Origin of the sequence: Caballeronia sp. ATUFL_F2_KS9A (assembly GCF_023630765.1) — a bacterium.
In the GTDB taxonomy this organism is placed as follows: Bacteria; Pseudomonadota; Gammaproteobacteria; order Burkholderiales; family Burkholderiaceae; genus Caballeronia; species Caballeronia zhejiangensis.
Map to the genome: position 1 here is coordinate 25,208 of NZ_JALQEK010000007.1, position 17,236 is coordinate 42,443.

Consider the following 17,236-nt stretch of genomic DNA (forward strand, 5'->3'; position numbering starts at 1 on the left):
CAGGCCCACGCGCGCGGCAGTGCGCCTGAATCTCAGGCACCCTCGTCATCGGCGGTTGCAACCATCGCATTGATTAGGTATTCGGTCAAGTCTTCCGCCCGAACGTTCACTTGCTCGTTCTTTTGTCCGCCGGACGTTTCGTCGATCGAGCGGCGCAGCGGCTTGACGCCGATCATACCTTGCGCGAGTTCGTCCTCTCCGAGCACTACGGCGAACGCCGCGCCGCTCGCGTCGGCCTTTTTCATCTGCGACTTGAAGCTCGCGGACGCGCCGTCCGGGCTGCAATGCAGAATGACGTCGAGACCCGTGTCGCGCAGCCGCTCGGCGACGATGAACGCCTGCTCCGCCGCCGCTTCGCCCTGATGCACGACATAGACGTCCGTGCCTTCGGCTTCCGGCACGAGCTGCTCTTCCTTCAGCAATTCGAGGATGCGCTCGACGCCCATGGCCCAGCCGCACGCGGCCGTCGGCTTGCCGCCGAGCTGTTCGATCAGCGGATCATAGCGACCGCCGCCCGCGACCGTGCCCTGCGCGCCGAGCTTGTCGGTGACCCACTCGAACACGGTCAGGTTGTAGTAGTCGAGACCGCGCACGAGACGCGGGTTGATCGTAAACGGAATGTTGTTCGCCTTCAAAAGCCGCTGCACGCCCTCGAAGTGCTTGCGCGATGCGTCGCCGAGAAAGTCGACGAGCTTCGGTGCGTTCTGCGCGATCTCCTGCATCGCCGGATTCTTCGTGTCGAGCACGCGCAGCGGGTTCGTGTAGAGCCGGCGCTTCGCTTCCTCGTCGAGGGAATCGACGTGTTTTTCCAGATACGCGATCAGTTCCTTGCGATGCGCCGCGCGCTCTTCGGCCTGACCGAGCGAATTCAGTTCGAGGCGGATGCCGGTGAGTCCGAGGTCGTCCCACAGACGCTGGCACATCATGATGATTTCGGCGTCGGTGTCCGGCCCGGCGAAGCCAAGCGCCTCCACGCCGACCTGATGGAACTGGCGATAACGCCCGCGCTGCGGACGCTCATGACGGAACATCGGACCGACGTACCACAGACGCTTCGGGCCGTCGTACAACAGGTTGTGCTCGATGGTCGCGCGCACGACCGCCGCGGTGTTCTCCGGGCGCATCGTCAGATGCTCGCCGTTGAGCGCGTCGGTGAAGCTGTACATCTCCTTCTCGACGATGTCGGTCACTTCGCCGATGCCGCGCGTGAACAACTGCGTGTGCTCGACGATCGGCGTGCGGATGTTCTGATAGCCGTATGCGCGCAGCATCGACTTGACGGTGGTTTCGAAGAAATCCCACAACGCGGCATCCTGCGGGAGGATGTCGTTCATGCCCTTCACGCCGCTCAGTTTCTCGAGCCGTTTCTTCTGTTCAGTCATCTGTCTTTAGAGTGATGCCGCGGACGTCTCGACGCGCTGCCCATAGGTACGCTCGACATAGTCGCTGACGATTTGCTGGAATTCCTCGGCGATGCGCTCGCCGCGCAGCGTCTTCACCTTCACGCCGTCGATGAACACGGGCGCCGCCGGATTCTCGCCCGAACCCGGCAAGCTGATGCCGATATTGGCGTGCTTCGATTCGCCCGGCCCGTTGACGATGCAGCCCATCACCGCGACGTGCATCTTCTCGACGCCGGGGTACTGATCGCGCCACGTGGGCATCGAGTTGCGCAAGTAGCTTTGAATCTGCGACGCCAACTCCTGGAACAGCGTGCTCGTCGTGCGGCCGCAGCCGGGACACGCGATGACCATCGGCGTGAAGGAGCGCAGGCCCATCGTCTGCAGGATTTCCTGGCCGACGACGACTTCGCCGGTGCGCGCGCCGCCCGGCTCCGGCGTGAGCGAAATGCGAATGGTGTCGCCGATGCCTTCCTGCAGCAGAACCGAAAGCGCCGCCGTCGATGCAACGATGCCCTTCGAGCCCATGCCCGCTTCGGTCAGGCCGAGATGGAGCGCGAAGCTGCAACGCTTCGCGAGTTCGCGATACACGGCGATCAGATCCTGCACGCCGCTGACCTTGCACGACAGGATGATCTTGTCGCGGCCGAGACCCAGTTCGACGGCGCGCTCCGCCGAGCCGACCGCGGATTGAATCAGCGCCTCGTACATCACGCTTTGCAGTTCCCACGGATTCGAACGCGCGGCGTTTTCGTCCATCATGCGCGCGAGCAGATCCTGATCGAGACTGCCCCAGTTCACGCCGATACGCACCGGCTTGTCGTATTTGATCGCGGCTTCGATCATCTGCGCGAATTGCGTGTCGCGCTTCGCGCCCTGGCCGACGTTGCCCGGATTGATCCGGTATTTCGACAGCGTCTCGGCGCACGCGGGATGATCGCGCAGCAGCAGATGGCCGTTGTAGTGGAAATCGCCGACGAGCGGCACCGTCACGCCCATGCGATCGAGCTGCTCGCGGATATGCGGCACGGCCGCCGCCGCTTCCGGCGTATTCACCGTAATGCGGACGAGCTCGGAGCCCGCCTGCGCCAGTTCCTTGATCTGGATGGCCGTGCCAATCGCGTCCGCCGTGTCGGTGTTGGTCATCGACTGCACGCGCACCGGCGAATCGCCGCCGATCGTCACGAGCTGGCCACCCCAGCGCACGTCGACGGCATGCGATGACCGGCGCGTCAACGGACCGCCGAAGACCGGCTCGGTCGAACAAATCTTGCTGTTGATCAGGGATTGAGCTTCGGATTGCATCGAAAAACCCTTTGGCAACCTTGCCGCCGATACGGCGCCGGTCGCGTGTGTGGAACCTCAAACGGGCGTCACGGCTTGCACCGTGACGCCCTCGACTTGTCCGCCGCGCTGGACAGATCGATCTCGCAAGCTCAAGGCAGCGAGAGACGCGCGACGTTTCCGCGTGCGGACGAATAGCGTTTGGCGTCGACGGGCTCGTCATCGACCGACAGCGACTCGACGCCCTTCACGTTGCCGACGGTCACCTTGAACGGCGCCTCGCCTTCCACGCGCTGGGTGTTGCCCGCGCGCACGAGTCCGGAATACAGTTCCTTGCCGTCCTTGCCGCGCACGCTGAACCAGCTATCTTCCTTCACTTTCAATTCGATCGCGCTCGAACCGCTGCCCGCGACGGCCGGAGCCGACGCCGCCATCGCAACAGCCGAAGCAGGCTTCGCGGCCGATGCGGGCGCCGCCGCAGCCGGCGCGCTCGCGCCCTGCACCGCGGACAGCGTCGACGACGAAGCCGGCAGCGCATTCGTGCCGAGCGGACGCGGCATCGGCTGCTCGCCGGGGCCGGCCGCCACTTCGGGCAGCGACGCTTCGCCGGTGTTGGCGGCCGCGGCCTCGTCGGGCGTCGGCGCGGATGTCGTGCCCGACGCTTCGTTCGATGCCGAAGCAGGCGCGGACGTCGACGACAGACCGATGCCCGTCGTCGCCTTGAGGCGCGCGAGCCAGTTGTTCGAATCGCCGCCGGTGTGCCACATCACGAGCACGGCCAGCACGACGATGATCGCGAGCACGCCCCACATCCACGAGCGCTTTCGGCCCGACGAATTGCCGAGCGGCACCGACACGCGTCCGCGCGGCAGACCCGCGCCCGCCGACGCCGGCACCTTCAGATTCTGCGCGATGTCATCGCCGCTGCGCCGGAACGCCTGCGTGAACGGCGCCGGATCGGCGCCGAGAATCTTCGCGTAACTGCGCACGATGCCCGCCGCGAACGTGCGATCGGGCAACTGGCTGATATCGCCCGCTTCGAGCGCGAGCAGTTTCGGCGGCGACACCTTGAGACGCGCGGAAACGTCGTCGATCGACCATGCTTTCGCCTGGCGAAGTTGCGCGAGACGCGCGCCGACCGCCTGTATCGAGTCCAGATTCCCCGCCTGGCTCGCATTCGATGCCGCCCTTTCCGCGTCGCCCAGGCCGTCGTACTGACTGCCGGACCGGTTGTTGCCGGAATGACTGCCGAAAGGCGTCGGGTGCTGCGGCTCACTCATGCCAAATTCCTCGCATCGATTCTTCTATATAGCGCTGTTGCGTCGTTCGGTTCCAAAAACCCCGTGCACGATACAACCGCAGCGCCATTGCAGACCGCTTTATAACAAAATGTTCGGCTTTTAGCGCCGCATCCAGACGCTTGCTGCGCCCTCCGCTGCGGCTTTTTTCGATGCGGACGCCCGGTCAGACCGCCCGCACCTCGATCGTCTTGCTGCCTGCACGGCCCATGCGTTCGGCAAGACGCGTGCGGTCCTGCACCGCGCCCGCGAGTTGACCGCACGCAGCGTCGATATCGTCGCCGCGCGTCTTGCGCACGGTCGTTACGACGCCCGCATCGATCAACACCTGCGCGAACCGCTTGATCTGCTCGTTCTTCGAGCGCGTCAACCCCGACTCCGGAAACGGATTGAACGGGATCAGATTGAACTTGCACGGCACGTCGCGCGTCACGGCAAGCAATTCGCGCGCGTGCGCTTCGGTGTCGTTGACGCCGTCGAGCATGCAATATTCGAACGTGATGAAGTCGCGCGGCGCGACCTTCAGATAACGCTGACACGCGGCCATCAATTCGCGCAGCGGGTACTTCTTGTTCAGCGGGACCAGCATGTCGCGCAGCGGATCGTTCGGCGCGTGCAGCGATACCGCGAGCGCCACCGGCAGGTCGGCCGCGAGGCGGTCCATCATCGGCACGACGCCGGACGTCGACAAGGTCACGCGACGGCGCGACAAGCCATAGGCGTTGTCGTCGAGCATCAGGCGCATGGCCGGCACGACGGCGTCGTAATTGAGCATCGGCTCGCCCATGCCCATCATCACGACGTTCGTGACGACGCGCTCGCCCTTGCCCGGCCCGCCGACTTCGCGCCCGAGCGACTTGCGCAGCGCGAACTCCGCCATGCGCAACTGGCCGATGATCTCGCCCGTCGTCAGGTTTCGGGAAAAGCCCTGCTTGCCGGTGGAACAGAACCGGCAGTTCACCGCGCAACCCGCCTGCGACGACACGCACAGCGTGCCGCGCGTCTCTTCGGGGATGAACACGGTTTCGACCGCGTTGCCGTTGCCGACGTCGACCAGCCATTTGCGGGTGCCGTCGGCGGAAACGTGGTCGCTGATGATGTCGGGCATCGCCATGTTGGCGCGGCCCTTGAGTTTTTCGCGCAGCGATTTCGCGAGATCCGTCATGCCGTCGAAGTCTTCGGCACCATATTGGTGGATCCAGCGCTGCAATTGCTTGGCGCGAAACGGCTTTTCGCCCAGGCTCGCGCAGTACGCGGTGAGCCCGGCGGCGTCGAGATCGAGGAGATTGACGGTGGTGCTGCTCGTCATGTCAAGTTCTGCCATTTCAGATTGCGAAGCCCGGCATCTTCCCGGGACCGTTCGCGCCAATTTCTGCTTCTTTTCGTACCGCTTTTATTGCGTCGAGGCGCGATGCCCGCGATGACCGAACAGCCATCGCGGCTTTCAACGCGAAAATTAACGCGAGTAGACGTTCACTTGCGGGAAGAAGAACGCAACTTCTTGCGCTGCCGTTTCCGGCGCGTCCGAACCGTGAACCGCGTTCGCGTCGATGCTGTCGGCGAAGTCGGCGCGGATCGTGCCCTTGTCCGCCTTCTTCGGGTCGGTCGCGCCCATCAGGTCGCGATTCTTCAGGATGGCGTTCTCGCCTTCCAAGACTTGAATCATCACCGGACCCGAGATCATGAATTCGACCAGATCCTTGAAGAACGGACGTGCGGCGTGCACGGCGTAGAACTTCTCGGCGTCGGCGCGCGACAGATGAACCATGCGCGACGCAATGATCTTCAGACCTGCGTTCTCGAAACGGCTGTAGATCTGGCCGATAACGTTCTTTGCCACTGCGTCCGGCTTGATAATCGACAGGGTGCGCTCGATCGCCATAAAAACTCCAAAAAATGAACGGTTTACGGATTAAAACGAATCGACAATTGTAGCACGAAGCAATGTATGATTGCGATTGAAACCTTACGGCATCGTAAGGATCAAACCCTGCGAGGACTTGGCTGTCCGGACGGCCGAACTGACCTTTCGGGCTATTGAATTCGGCGCGCGCCGGGACCATATTGGAACAAAACGCTGCATTGCAACCGGAACCACGCGGCGCGGGCACCAAGCGGTTCTAATATTGGCTTAAGTCCGCGCACCTTATCATTCGTATATGACGAAGTCGCGGGAAGACCGAACGACAGACAATTGGAGCAAGGAGAAACCATGAACGAATCACCCTACAGCTTTGGCCGTAATGGCAGCGTCAGCTCGGTCGAGGTGCGCAACCGCGTGCTGCGCAACACCTACTGGCTGCTCGCGCTCTCGATGGTGCCGACGGTGCTCGGCGCATGGGTCGGCGTCGCGACGGGCTTCTCGCTGTTCGCGGCTACCAGCCCGGCAATGAGCTTCATCGCGTTCCTCGCGATCGCGTTCGGCTTCATGTTCGCCATCGAGAAAACCAAGAACAGCGGCATGGGCGTGGTCGTCCTGCTCGGCTTCACGTTCTTCATGGGCCTGATGCTCTCGCGTCTCCTGAGCTTCATTCTCGGGTTCTCGAACGGACCGCAACTGATCATGATGGCCTTCGGTGGCACGGGCGTGATCTTCGCGGCCATGGCGACCATCGCGACCGTCAGCAAGCGCGATTTCTCGGGCCTCGGCAAGTTCCTGTTCATGGGCGTGATCGTCATTCTGCTGGCGGCGTTCGCGAACATCTTCCTGCAGTTGCCCGCGCTCATGATGACGATCTCCGTGCTCGCCATCGTGATCTTCTCGGCGTACATGCTGTTCGACGTGCAGCGCGTGGTGAACGGCGGCGAGACGAACTACATCAGCGCGACGCTCGCGATCTATCTCGACCTGTATAACGTGTTCACGAACCTGCTGGCGCTGCTCGGCATCTTCGGCGGCAACCGCAACTAAGCGCGCCAAACGCGGCCGAAACGAAAAACCGGCCTTCGGGCCGGTTTTTTGTGCCTGCGAAGCGCCGCAGCCGGATCAGTCGCGCTCGAACAACGCAATCGATTCGACGTGCGACGTGTGCGGGAACATGTTCACGACGCCCGCGCCCTTCATCCGATAACCCGCTTCGTGCACGAGCAGGCCGGCGTCGCGCGCGAGCGTCGCCGGATTGCACGACACATAGACGATGCGCTCGGGCAACGGTCCATCGCCGCTCTGGGCGATGTCCGCGAGCGCCTTCGACACGGCGAGCGCGCCTTCGCGCGGCGGATCGATGAGAAACTTGTCGAAGCGGCCAAGCGCGCGCAGGTCGTCGGCGGTCACTTCGAAGAGATTTCGGCACGCGAACGACGTGTGGCCATCGACGCCATTCGCCTTCGCGTTCTCCAACGCGCGGGCCGTCAGCGCTTCGCTGCCTTCGATCCCGACAACCGCACGCGACACCCGCGCGAGCGGCAGCGTGAAATTGCCGATGCCGCAAAAAAGGTCGAGCACGCGATCCGACTTCTCCGGAGCAAGCAGGCTGAGCGCCCGGCTCACCAGCACGCGATTGATCTGGTGATTCACCTGCGTGAAGTCGGTCGGCTTGAACGGCATGCGGATATCGAATTCCGGCAGCGTGTAAGCGAGCTCGCTATCGAGCGGATAGAACTGATAAACCGTGTCCGGTCCTTTGGGCTGGAGCCACCATTGGACGCCGTGCTCATCGGCGAAAGTGCGCAGCAGCCCTTCGTCGGCTTCGGTCAGCGGCTCCAGAATGCGCAGCACGAGCGCCGTGACGTCCGATCCGACCGCGAGCTCGATCTGCGGCATGCGATCGCGAATCGACAGGCCCGCCACCAGATGGCGCAGCGGCACGAGCATCGCGGAAACATGCGGCGGCAGCACTTCGCAGCTCGTCATGTCGGCGACGTAACTGCTCTTGCGCTCGTGAAAGCCGACCAGCACGCCGCCCTTCTTTTCGACGTGCCGCACGGTCAGGCGCGCGCGATAGCGATATCCCCACGACGGCCCGTGAATCGGCCGGAACATGGTTTCGGCGCGCAGTTTGGACAGATGTTGCAGGTTGTCTTCGAGCACGCGCTGCTTCACGGCGATTTGCGCGCGAACATCCAGATGCTGCATCGAGCAGCCGCCGCAAATGCCGAAAAACTGGCACTTCGGCTTCGCGCGAATCACGCTCTCGCGCAGCACGCTCACCACTTGCGCCTGCTCGAAGCTCGGCTTTTTGCGGTAGCTCGAATAGCTGACACGTTCGCCCGGCAACGCGCCTTCGACGAAGATGACCTTGCCCGGCTCTCCGTTTTCGTTGACCGTGCGACCGACGCCGCGCGCTTCCATGTCGAGCGACTCGATTTCGATTTCGGGCGCGACGAAGTTCGGATCGGGCGTGACGGATTTCGCCGGCGCGGCGCGGCGGCGATGCTGGGTTTTTCGAGCGGCTTCGGACACCTGCGTACTTCCTGACTTATCGTGGGGCAAAGGCGAGATTGTAGACGAACGTCACGCTCTCATTCGACGAACGCCGCCAGATACTCCGCCCAGTGCGGCGAAGTCTCCTGCGCGAGCGCATTCTTGACGAAGTTGATTTCGTCCGCGTACTCATCGGGCGTGAAGCCGCCGCGCATCATCTGAAAACGACAGTACATCAGATACGTGTTGACGACATCGGTCTCGCAATAGTTGCGGATTTCGTCGATATGGCCGTCGCAATACGCTTCCCAGACCTTGCCGCCGTCCATGCCGAGCTTGCCGGGAAAGCCGCATAGCTTCGCGAGCGCATCGAGCGGCGCATTGGCGCGCGCCTGATACATCGCGAGCACGTCCATCAGGTCGATGTGCCGCATGTGATAGCGGCTGATGTAGTTGTTGAACTTGAACTCGCGGTCGTCCTGACCGAGATCCCAGTAGCGCGGCGCGGCGATGCCGTGCACGAGCGCGCGGTAGTGGAGCACGGGCAGATCGAAGCCGCCGCCGTTCCACGACACGAGCTGAGGCGTGTATTTCTCGATCACGCGATAGAACGACTGGATGAGCGCGGCCTCGCCGTCGGCCGTCGTGCCGAGCGAGCGCACGCGAAAGCCGTTGTTGTCGCGAAACACGCACGAAATCGCCGCGACACGCTGCAGATGATGCGGCAAGAAATCATTGCCGACGCGCTCGCGGCGCGCTTCGAACGCATGTTCGGCGACCTCGCGGTCGGAGAGATCGTCGGGCAAATCTTCGAGACGGCGAATGCCGTCGACATCGGGGATTGTCTCGATGTCGAAAACGAGAATCGGTGTCATTGAATCCTGGAGCGCGACGCCCCAAGCCGAAGGGCGTCGCCGAAGCGTTAAAGCACGGCGTCCTTGCGAACGCCGTTGGATGCGAAAAAGCGCTTGAGACGCACGAGCGCCTCTTGCTGGATCTGGCGCACACGCTCGCGCGTGAGGCCCATTTCGTCGGCGAGTTCTTCGAGCGTCGCGGGCTCGATGTGGTTCAGCCCGAAACGCCGTTCGATCACGTGCCGGTGTTTGTCGGACAGACGCGAGAGCCACAGTCGCGTGAGCGATTCGAGTTCGCGATGCTGCACTTCCGCGTCCGGCGACTGGCTCTGATCGTCGGAAAGGAGATCGAGCAGGCTGCTGCCCGGATCGAGGTCGAGCGGCGCGTCGAGCGAAGCCGTGTGTTCGTTGAGCGCGAGGATATCGGTGACTTCCTCGGGCGTCTTGCCGGTGAGATACGCAATATCGTCGATGCTCGCGTCGCGGCGTTCGGGCGCGACGCTGTCATTCGAATTGGCGGAATTTTTTTCCAGATGGCGCTTCGCGCGCAGCACCTGGTTCAACTCGCGGATGACGTGAACCGGCAGACGCACCGTGCGCGCCTGGTTCATGATCGCGCGCTCGATGCTCTGGCGGATCCACCAAGTGGCATAGGTCGAAAACCGGAAACCGCGCGTCGGATCGAATTTCTCGATTGCGTGCATGAGGCCGAGATTGCCTTCCTCGATCAGGTCGAGCAACGGCACGCCGCGATTGAGATATCCCTTCGCGATACTGACGACGAGCCGCAGATTGCGCTCGATCATCACCTGGCGCGCGTCGAATTCGCCGGCTTTCGCGAGTCGCGAATAGCGCTGCTCTTCCTCGACGGTCAGGAGCGGCTTCACGCTGATGCGGTTCAGGTAATGCTGGATCGTGTCGGCGGTGAGCTCGGCCTGCAAAAGCGAGCGGAAATCGTCGGCGTCGGGCGCGGAATCGTTTGCGCCTTCCGCTGCTTCGTCGCTGCTTTTTCCGCGGCTGTTGCCTTCTTCGTCCGAATCGACGTCGACATCGACATTGTCGATGTCCTCGTCTTGAGTCGAAGCACCGTCTTCCACCGACACTTGCAAAGGTCGGCTGATCGTCTCAGTCTCGGCTTGCGGCAGGCGGCGCTTCGTTTTTGGCATGATGGTTTCGCTTTATTGCGGCGGCAAATACTTCAGTGGGTCAACAGGTTTTCCCTGCCGGCGAACTTCGAAATGCAACATCACGCGGTCCGAATCGCTGTTCCCCATCTCAGCGATCTTCTGCCCTTTAGTTACCGCGTCTCCCTCTTTTACCATCAAAGCACGGTTATGTGCGTACGCTGTCAGAAAAGTTGCGTCGTGTTTGATGATAATGAGATTGCCGTAGCCGCGCAGCCCATTTCCGGAGTAAACCACTCGGCCATCCGCCGACGCGTTGACCGGATCTCCCGCCGCACCGCCAATGTTCAAACCTTTGTTGCTCGCTTCGTTGAATGTGCCGAGAATCGGACCGCGCGCCGGCCAGATGAACGCCGGCTGGGCCGCTGGCGCCGCCGCGTTCGCATCCGCGCCCGGCACGCCAGGCGCCGATGCCATGCCCGCCGCCGCGCCGGCCGTTCCCGGCGCCGCGCCCATACCCGAGTTGGCGCCGTAATACGGCGGCTGCGCGGTCGCACCCGGCTGCGGGCTCGCGTACGCGTTCGCGCCATTCAACGGCTGCGTCTGCACGCCGCCGCCCACGATCGGCGCGGTCGCCACACCGGGCGTCGCCGCCGCGACATTCGCGCCCGGAGGCGCCACGCGCATCAGCTGGCCGACTTCGATCTGGTTCGGGTTGGTCAGGTTGTTCCACGCTGCGATGTCGTGATAATTCTGACCGTTTTCCAGTGCGATCCGATATAGGGTGTCGCCCGGCTTCACACGGTAATAGCCCGGCGGCGGCGGGCCGTTGTCCGGCGTCTGCGCTGCCGTCGTGCCGATGGGCGCGCCCGTTCTGTCGACGACCGGCGCCATGTCCATGCGCGTCGAACACGCCGCCAGCGCGGACAACGCCAGCACGCACACGCCGCGCTGCGCCGCGCTTAAGGCTTGGTCCGCACTTCCTTCTCGCAAAGCACGCAGGATACTCATCGGTGTCAAATCACTCCGGATTTTAAGGGTACAAAGAAAACGCGATCGAGCTGCTCTTCCCGCCATTGGCTTGCCGACACGCGCGTGACGAGCGTCAGCACCTGCGACTGCGCGGCCTGCGATCCGACCGGCGCGACGAGCTTGCCGCCGACCGCCAGTTGATCGAGCAAGGCCTGCGGCACGTCCAGGCCGGCGCACGCGATGACGATCGCGTCGAACGGCGCGGCCGCGGGCAAGCCGAGGCGGCCATCGCCGTAATGCAGCCGGATATTCGGCACGCGCAACGGCCGAAGATTGAGCTTCGCGCGCTCCGACAACGGACGCACGCGTTCGATCGAATAAACCTCAGTGGCGACTTGCGACAGCACGGCCGCCTGATAACCGCAACCGGTGCCGATCTCCAGCACCTTGTTCAACGCGCGCCCGGTCGCGACCAGTTCGATCATGCGCGCGACGACCGACGGCTTCGAGATGGTCTGGTGATGGCCGATCGGCAGCGCGGCGTCTTCGTAAGCCTGCGCCGCGAGCCCCGGATCGACGAACATGTGGCGCGGCACGACCGACATCGCATTGAGCACGCGCGGATCGGTCACGCCGTTCGAGCGCAGGCGTTCGACCATGCGCTCGCGCACCCGTTCCGATGTGAGTGTCTGCGTGCTTGCCAGCGCAACATTGGGCGCGCCTTTTTTCGTCGCGATCGCGGCGGCGTTCAGGTCGCGCTCGCCGGGCCGCGGCGCCGGACGCAGTGAATTCGCGCGCGCCGGATGAGCCGAATGATGCGTCTGCGCCGCGCTCTTGCTCGCCGACGGAACCGGTTTCGCCCCGCCAATTGCGGTCTTCGCGCCCGAACGCACGGGAAAAACGGACGTGGCCGGCTTCGCGGACGCCGCTGCCGTCGCGGGATTTTTCATCGTCGCGTTCGCCGCGCGCGATTGTCCAGGCCTTGCCGGCTGCGTCGGCGTCGGCTTCAGCGCGGAAGCGGCGGCTGGCTTGCCGCGCGAATCCTGCGGACGGGCCGCGGGTTTGCGCGGCTCGCGAACAAGATCCGCGAGCGCCAGCGGAAAGCGCTTGGCGCGCTCGTCGCTCATGTGCGAGCGCTCCCGGCGCGCGCCCATTCGCGCGTCTCCGCCATGAGCTTCGTATGAGTGAGATCGAGTTGCAGCGGCGTGATCGACACGAAGCCGTTCGCGACCGCGTGGAAATCGGTGCCTTCGCTCGCGTCGAGCGCATCGCCTGACGGGCCGATCCAGTAGATGGGGTTGCCGCGCGGATCGGTCTGGCGGATCACCGGCTGCGAAGGATGACGCTTGCCGAGGCGCGTCACTTTCCATTCGCGCAACTGATCGTAAGGCAGGCTCGGAATGTTCACGTTCAGCAACGGATGACCCGGCATCGGATGTTCGAGGAAATGAGCGACGATCTCGGCCGCCACGCGCGCGGCGTCGTCGAGATGAAGCCAGTCGCGGCCGACGAGCGAGAATGCGATCGCCGGAATGCCGAACATGAAGCCTTCGGTGGCGGCCGCCACGGTGCCCGAGTACAGCGTGTCCTCGCCGACGTTCTGCCCGTTGTTGATGCCCGACACGACGAGATCAGGCTGCTCGTCGAGCATGCCCGTGAGCGCGATGTGCACGGAATCGGTCGGCGTACCGTTCACGAAGTTGAAACCGTTCGGCGCCTGATGAACGCTCAAGGGCCGCGACAGCGTAAGCGAGTTGGACGAGCCGCTGCAGTTCTGCTCCGGCGCCATCACCGTCACTTCGCCGAGCGGCTGCAGGACATCGTGCAGCACATTGATGCCGCGCGCCAGATAACCGTCGTCGTTGCTGAGTAGGATTCGCATCCGACGATTGTAACCGAGGAAAGTGGCGCGACGACGACTCGAACTGCCATACACTGAGCCCAGTTCAACCAGGAGAAAACATGCGCGCCGTACGATGCAACGAACACGGATTGCCCCACACGCTTTCGATCGAAACGCTGCCCGACCTGCATCCGGAAGCAGGCGAAGTCGTCATTGACGTGAAAGCGGCGAGCGTGAACTTTCCCGACGTGCTCATCATCCAGAACAAATACCAGTTCAAGCCGCCGCTGCCGTTCACGCCCGGCGCGGAGTTCGCGGGCATCGTGCGCGAAGCCGGCGCGGGCGTCACGCATCTCGCGCCCGGCATGCGCGTGGCCGCCTACACCGCGCAAGGCGCGTTCGCCGAACAGGCGCGCGCGAAAGCCGCCGATTGCATCGTCTTGCCCGATGACGTCGATCTCGCCGAGGCCGCCGCGTTCTCGCTCGCCTACGGCACGTCGTATCACGCGCTCGTCGATCGCGGCGAGCTCAAGGCCGGCGACACGCTGCTCGTGCTCGGCGCGGCCGGCGGCGTCGGCATCGCGGCGATCCAGATCGGCAAGATCGTCGGTGCGCGCGTGATCGCGGCGGCATCGAGCGCGGAGAAGCTCGCGTTCTGTCGCGAACATGGCGCGGACGAGGTCATCGATTACGCGCACGAAGACTTGCGCGAGCGTATCAAGGCGCTGACGGACGGCAACGGGCCGGATGTGATCTTCGATCCGGTCGGCGGAACGTATGCCGAACCCGCGTTTCGCAGCATCGGCTGGCGCGGACGGTATCTCGTCGTCGGCTTCGCGAACGGCGAGATTCCGAAGCTGCCGTTCAATCTGGCGCTGCTGAAAGGCGCGAGCATCGTCGGCGTGTTCTGGGGCGGTCACATGCAGCGCGAACACGCGCTCGCCGATCGGGAATTCGCGACGATGGTCGAGTGGATCAAAGCGGGCAAGCTGCGCCCTGTCGTCACGAAACGCTACTCGCTCGACGAAACGCCGCAAGCGCTGGACGACATGATGAACCGGCGCGTGACGGGCAAGATCGTGATCGAGCCATAACGCGCGCACTGCTACCATTGCGCGCTTTCACGCACTCCGCGAAGAGCCATGGCGAGTCTATGCCCCGATGTCAGCGTCATCGTGCCGGTCTACAACTGCGAAGCCTGGCTCGAAGCGCTGCTGCGCTCGGTGCTCGATCAGCAAGGCGTCGATCTCGAAGTCATCGCGATCTGTGACGGCGCGACAGACGACAGTCTCGCCATGCTCGAAACGATGGCGGCGGCCGATGCGCGCATCCGTGTGGTAGCGCAGGAAAATCGCGGCGTATCGGCGTCGCGCAATGTCGGGCTGACGCTCGCGCGCGGCGAGTGGATCGCGTTCGCGGACGGCGACGACTGGATGAAGCCCGGCGCGTTGCGCACGTGGATCGAACACGGCCGCCAGCATCGGCTCGATGTCGTGATCGGCAACGGATTCAGCTTCGAGGACTTGCCGCCGCCCGCCGATCCTCGACCGATGTACGAAGGCCAGCCTTGGGGCGACATCTGCGACGGCACGGCGTGGCTGAAACGGACCGTGCCGAACGACGACTGGGTCGTCTGCGTGTGGCTGCAATGCGTGCGGCGCGATCTCGTCGTGAGACACGGCCTGCGTTTCGAGGAAGGCGTGGTGCACGAGGACATCATCTGGGCGTTGCAGCTCGGGCTTCACGCACAGCGCGTCGGTTTCGTGCGCGAACCGTTGTACGGCTATCGACGCAATCCGGAATCGATCACGAACTCGCCCTCGCCGGCCGCTGTCGCGCGCCGCGCGGCGGGTTATCTGCGCGTGATCGACGCGCTCGTGACCGCCGCGCTCGATCCGCAAACCGACCGAAGTCTCAGCCGGATTCTGCTACGCCAAGCCAACCGCGAAAGCGGTCATCTCCTGCATGTGCTCAGAAAGCGCCTGACCGACGACGAACTGCGCAAGCCTTTCGCGCGGCAGTTTCTGCAGTCGGGGTATGTTCGCGCGATGCTGAAGGGCGCGACCAATGCGAGCGAAGTGTGGCGCGCGCTTCGCTGCTGGCGCGTCTATTCGCGCTTCGCGGCGTGAAGGCGTCCGCTTATAGGCGTCGCGATTGCGCGCGCGGCAGCATGCCGATGCGCGTTGCTTGGGTCGGCTGAGCCGCTTTGGCGTCGGCGAAATCGGCCATCGCGTAGTGTTGCGCCGCGCGCGCATGGTTGCCGTGCAACGTCCTGAACGCGGATGTCACGCGACGCACGGTGAGCAGGCGTTGCCACAAGCGTTCGCGAAGCCCGCCGAAAGGCAGAAAGGACGGCGGCACCACGACCGCGCCCGGGCCCCAGCCCGGACGCCACGAGCGCGCAAGGCCCTGGCGCATAAAGAGAGAGAGCGTCGGCACGCCGATGCAGGACGCGAGATGCCCGAGCCCCGAATCGTTGCCGATGAACCACGACGATTCGGCGATCCATGCCGCGACTTCGCCCAGTTGCGGCAGCGCATTGACCTCGCACCCTTCTTCAGCGATATCGCCCCAGACGCCGAACTCCGCAGGCGCGACGAGAAAGCTCGGGCGCAATCTCCGCCGCGTCAGCGCACGCGAGAGCGCAAGAAACTTCTCGCGGCCCCACATCTTTTCAGGATGACTGCCGGTCGGATGAATGACGACGCGATTCGCGAAGCGCCCGCGCATGACGCCGGACGGCACGACGAGACCGTTCGCGCGCGTCACGTCGGCGAGACCGAGCACGTTCTTCGCGATATCGACGATGCGGTCGACCATGTGCTTCGAGCCGCCGTATTCCGGCAGCGTGGCGAGACAGATGGTCTGGCCCGAGCGGCTCAGCGTCGATGCGTAGTCGGTCGGGCGAAGCTCGATCACGGTGTCGAACGCGCCCTGCCAGGCGTCGCGACGCCCTACCGTCACATGGGGAAACCAGTCGGCGAGTTGCTCCACGACCCAGCCGAACACGACGGGGCGATATCCGTTGCGGATGAGATTGTCGACGAGAACGAGCCCGATGAGGCTGTCGCCGATCGGCGATGGCAATACCACCGCAATCGAACCGTCAGTTCGCAGTTTCATTGTTGGTCCCGCGGGATCGCACGACGGACGTCGTGCAACGGCCTGTCCAGGACAGCATGATAGCGATGTCGACCGTGTCGTGCCATGACGGGCATTCCGAAAACGGTCGGCTTCGTTGACGGCGTGTTGGCACGCGCACAACCGGGGCGTCAAAGCTTCTCGGTTTCTCCGCTCTTCGGCTGCCATTTCATGAGCCGGCGCTCGACCAGCGCGACGAGACCGTCGAGCACCAGCGCGAACGCGGTCAGCACGAGAATCCCCGCGAACACCGTGTTGATGTCGAAGGTGCCTTCGGCCTGCAGGATCAGATAACCGACACCGCGCGCCGAGCCGAGATATTCGCCGACCACCGAGCCGACGAACGCGAGCCCCACCGACGTGTGCAGGCTCGAAAACACCCAGCTGGTCGCGCTCGGCAGATAGACATACCGCAGCAACTGCTTGCGATTCGCGCCGAGCATGCGCGCATTCGCGAGCACGACCGGGCTCACTTCCTTCACGCCCTGATACACGTTGAAGAACACGATGAAGAACACGAGCGTCACGCCAAGCGCGACCTTTGACCAGATGCCGAGACCGAACCACACCGCGAAGATCGGCGCCAGGATCACGCGCGGCATCGAATTGGCGGCCTTGATGTAGGGATCGAGGAGCGCGCTCGTCATCGGCGCGAGCGCGAGCCAGAGACCGACGCCGAGTCCCGTCACCGTGCCGATGACGAACGCCAGCACCGTTTCGATCAGCGTCACCCACAGATGGATGTAAATCTCGCCGCTCGTGAACCATTCCCAGATGCGTATGAGCACCTTCTGCGGCTCGCCGAAGAAAAAGGCGGCCTTGTTCGCGTCGTCGAAATAGAAAGGCGGCAAGAGCGTCGGGCTCGTCAGCATGTACCACAGCACGAAGCACGCGAGCAGCAACAGCCACTGCCACACGATGAGATTCGCCCGATTCGGGCGCAGCTTGTTCCACATG

Annotated in this window: 16 protein-coding genes; 3 read left to right on the forward strand and 13 right to left on the reverse strand. The window is 63.8% G+C overall.

Annotated elements, in window-relative coordinates; genetic code table 11:
- Positions 1-32: 32 nt before the first annotated feature.
- From hisS to ndk, 5 genes are all read right to left on the reverse strand, one after another.
- Positions 33-1,382, reverse strand: a complete 1,350-nt coding sequence (gene hisS, locus NCS67_RS07105) for a histidine--tRNA ligase (RefSeq protein WP_008349374.1) — start codon at positions 1,380-1,382, stop codon at positions 33-35.
- A 6-nt stretch (positions 1,383-1,388) separates the two neighbouring features.
- Positions 1,389-2,705, reverse strand: coding sequence for a flavodoxin-dependent (E)-4-hydroxy-3-methylbut-2-enyl-diphosphate synthase (ispG, locus tag NCS67_RS07110; protein WP_008349373.1), 1,317 nt, complete (start codon positions 2,703-2,705; stop codon positions 1,389-1,391).
- Between the two features lie 131 nt (positions 2,706-2,836).
- Positions 2,837-3,964 (reverse strand): helix-turn-helix domain-containing protein, encoded by a 1,128-nt coding sequence (locus tag NCS67_RS07115; protein WP_034473736.1) that lies wholly within the window; start codon positions 3,962-3,964, stop codon positions 2,837-2,839.
- A gap of 184 nt (positions 3,965-4,148) precedes the next feature.
- Positions 4,149-5,291, reverse strand: coding sequence for a dual-specificity RNA methyltransferase RlmN (gene rlmN, locus NCS67_RS07120; protein WP_008349370.1), 1,143 nt, complete (start codon positions 5,289-5,291; stop codon positions 4,149-4,151).
- 147 nt (positions 5,292-5,438) lie between these two features.
- Positions 5,439-5,864 carry a nucleoside-diphosphate kinase gene (ndk, locus tag NCS67_RS07125; RefSeq protein WP_008349368.1) on the reverse strand — a complete coding sequence of 142 codons (426 nt, stop codon included), beginning with the start codon at positions 5,862-5,864 and terminating at the stop codon, positions 5,439-5,441.
- A 330-nt stretch (positions 5,865-6,194) separates the two neighbouring features.
- Between ndk and NCS67_RS07130 the strand changes: the two genes are divergently transcribed.
- Complete coding sequence (locus tag NCS67_RS07130) at positions 6,195-6,893, forward strand: Bax inhibitor-1/YccA family protein (protein WP_250434822.1); 699 nt, start codon at positions 6,195-6,197, stop codon at positions 6,891-6,893.
- A gap of 75 nt (positions 6,894-6,968) precedes the next feature.
- Here NCS67_RS07130 and rlmD read toward each other — a convergent pair whose 3' ends face one another.
- The 6 genes from rlmD to surE are packed head-to-tail and all read right to left on the reverse strand — an operon-like array spanning position 6,969 to position 13,177.
- Positions 6,969-8,423, reverse strand: coding sequence for a 23S rRNA (uracil(1939)-C(5))-methyltransferase RlmD (gene rlmD / locus NCS67_RS07135; protein ID WP_502801850.1), 1,455 nt, complete (start codon positions 8,421-8,423; stop codon positions 6,969-6,971).
- Positions 8,424-8,443: 20 nt separating this feature from the next.
- Positions 8,444-9,220, reverse strand: a complete 777-nt coding sequence (locus tag NCS67_RS07140) for a 3'-5' exonuclease (RefSeq protein WP_008349363.1) — start codon at positions 9,218-9,220, stop codon at positions 8,444-8,446.
- A gap of 47 nt (positions 9,221-9,267) precedes the next feature.
- Positions 9,268-10,365 carry an RNA polymerase sigma factor RpoS gene (gene rpoS / locus NCS67_RS07145; protein ID WP_008349362.1) on the reverse strand — a complete coding sequence of 366 codons (1,098 nt, stop codon included), beginning with the start codon at positions 10,363-10,365 and terminating at the stop codon, positions 9,268-9,270.
- 12 nt (positions 10,366-10,377) lie between these two features.
- A complete protein-coding gene (locus tag NCS67_RS07150; protein WP_034473731.1) occupies positions 10,378-11,334 on the reverse strand; it encodes a peptidoglycan DD-metalloendopeptidase family protein in 957 nt (318 codons plus the stop codon).
- 5 nt (positions 11,335-11,339) lie between these two features.
- The gene (locus NCS67_RS07155; protein ID WP_250434828.1) at positions 11,340-12,422 is read right to left on the reverse strand and encodes a protein-L-isoaspartate(D-aspartate) O-methyltransferase; all 1,083 of its coding nucleotides are present in this window, start codon (positions 12,420-12,422) and stop codon (positions 11,340-11,342) included.
- Positions 12,419-13,177, reverse strand: a complete 759-nt coding sequence (surE, locus tag NCS67_RS07160) for a 5'/3'-nucleotidase SurE (protein ID WP_008349357.1) — start codon at positions 13,175-13,177, stop codon at positions 12,419-12,421. Before surE ends, NCS67_RS07155 begins: the two co-directional genes overlap by 4 nt.
- 80 nt (positions 13,178-13,257) lie before the next feature.
- On the opposite strand from surE, the gene NCS67_RS07165 reads away from it, so the two are divergent.
- Both NCS67_RS07165 and NCS67_RS07170 read left to right on the forward strand, forming a co-directional pair.
- Positions 13,258-14,232: an NADPH:quinone oxidoreductase family protein gene (locus tag NCS67_RS07165; protein WP_008349355.1), complete on the forward strand. Its 975-nt coding sequence runs from the start codon at positions 13,258-13,260 to the stop codon at positions 14,230-14,232.
- Positions 14,233-14,280: 48 nt separating this feature from the next.
- Positions 14,281-15,267, forward strand: coding sequence for a glycosyltransferase (locus tag NCS67_RS07170; protein ID WP_175982263.1), 987 nt, complete (start codon positions 14,281-14,283; stop codon positions 15,265-15,267).
- Positions 15,268-15,277: 10 nt separating this feature from the next.
- On the opposite strand, the gene NCS67_RS07175 is transcribed toward NCS67_RS07170, so the two are convergent.
- Positions 15,278-16,261, reverse strand: a complete 984-nt coding sequence (locus tag NCS67_RS07175; RefSeq protein ID WP_008349351.1) for a glycosyltransferase family 9 protein — start codon at positions 16,259-16,261, stop codon at positions 15,278-15,280.
- A 149-nt stretch (positions 16,262-16,410) separates the two neighbouring features.
- The gene (locus NCS67_RS07180; protein WP_034473729.1) at positions 16,411-17,235 is read right to left on the reverse strand and encodes an ABC transporter permease; all 825 of its coding nucleotides are present in this window, start codon (positions 17,233-17,235) and stop codon (positions 16,411-16,413) included.
- Position 17,236 lies beyond the last annotated feature (1 nt).

Coding starts and splice junctions, on each gene's coding strand:
- hisS (WP_008349374.1), bottom strand. CDS start 1,382: ATGACTGAACAGAAGAAACGGCTCGAGAAACTGAGCGGCGTGAAGGGC.
- ispG (WP_008349373.1), bottom strand. CDS start 2,705: ATGCAATCCGAAGCTCAATCCCTGATCAACAGCAAGATTTGTTCGACC.
- NCS67_RS07115 (WP_034473736.1), bottom strand. CDS start 3,964: ATGAGTGAGCCGCAGCACCCGACGCCTTTCGGCAGTCATTCCGGCAAC.
- rlmN (WP_008349370.1), bottom strand. CDS start 5,291: ATGACGAGCAGCACCACCGTCAATCTCCTCGATCTCGACGCCGCCGGG.
- ndk (WP_008349368.1), bottom strand. CDS start 5,864: ATGGCGATCGAGCGCACCCTGTCGATTATCAAGCCGGACGCAGTGGCA.
- NCS67_RS07130 (WP_250434822.1), top strand. CDS start 6,195: ATGAACGAATCACCCTACAGCTTTGGCCGTAATGGCAGCGTCAGCTCG.
- NCS67_RS07140 (WP_008349363.1), bottom strand. CDS start 9,220: ATGACACCGATTCTCGTTTTCGACATCGAGACAATCCCCGATGTCGAC.
- rpoS (WP_008349362.1), bottom strand. CDS start 10,365: ATGCCAAAAACGAAGCGCCGCCTGCCGCAAGCCGAGACTGAGACGATC.
- NCS67_RS07150 (WP_034473731.1), bottom strand. CDS start 11,334: ATGAGTATCCTGCGTGCTTTGCGAGAAGGAAGTGCGGACCAAGCCTTA.
- NCS67_RS07155 (WP_250434828.1), bottom strand. CDS start 12,422: ATGAGCGACGAGCGCGCCAAGCGCTTTCCGCTGGCGCTCGCGGATCTT.
- surE (WP_008349357.1), bottom strand. CDS start 13,177: ATGCGAATCCTACTCAGCAACGACGACGGTTATCTGGCGCGCGGCATC.
- NCS67_RS07165 (WP_008349355.1), top strand. CDS start 13,258: ATGCGCGCCGTACGATGCAACGAACACGGATTGCCCCACACGCTTTCG.
- NCS67_RS07170 (WP_175982263.1), top strand. CDS start 14,281: ATGGCGAGTCTATGCCCCGATGTCAGCGTCATCGTGCCGGTCTACAAC.
- NCS67_RS07175 (WP_008349351.1), bottom strand. CDS start 16,261: ATGAAACTGCGAACTGACGGTTCGATTGCGGTGGTATTGCCATCGCCG.
- NCS67_RS07180 (WP_034473729.1), bottom strand. CDS start 17,235: ATGTGGAACAAGCTGCGCCCGAATCGGGCGAATCTCATCGTGTGGCAG.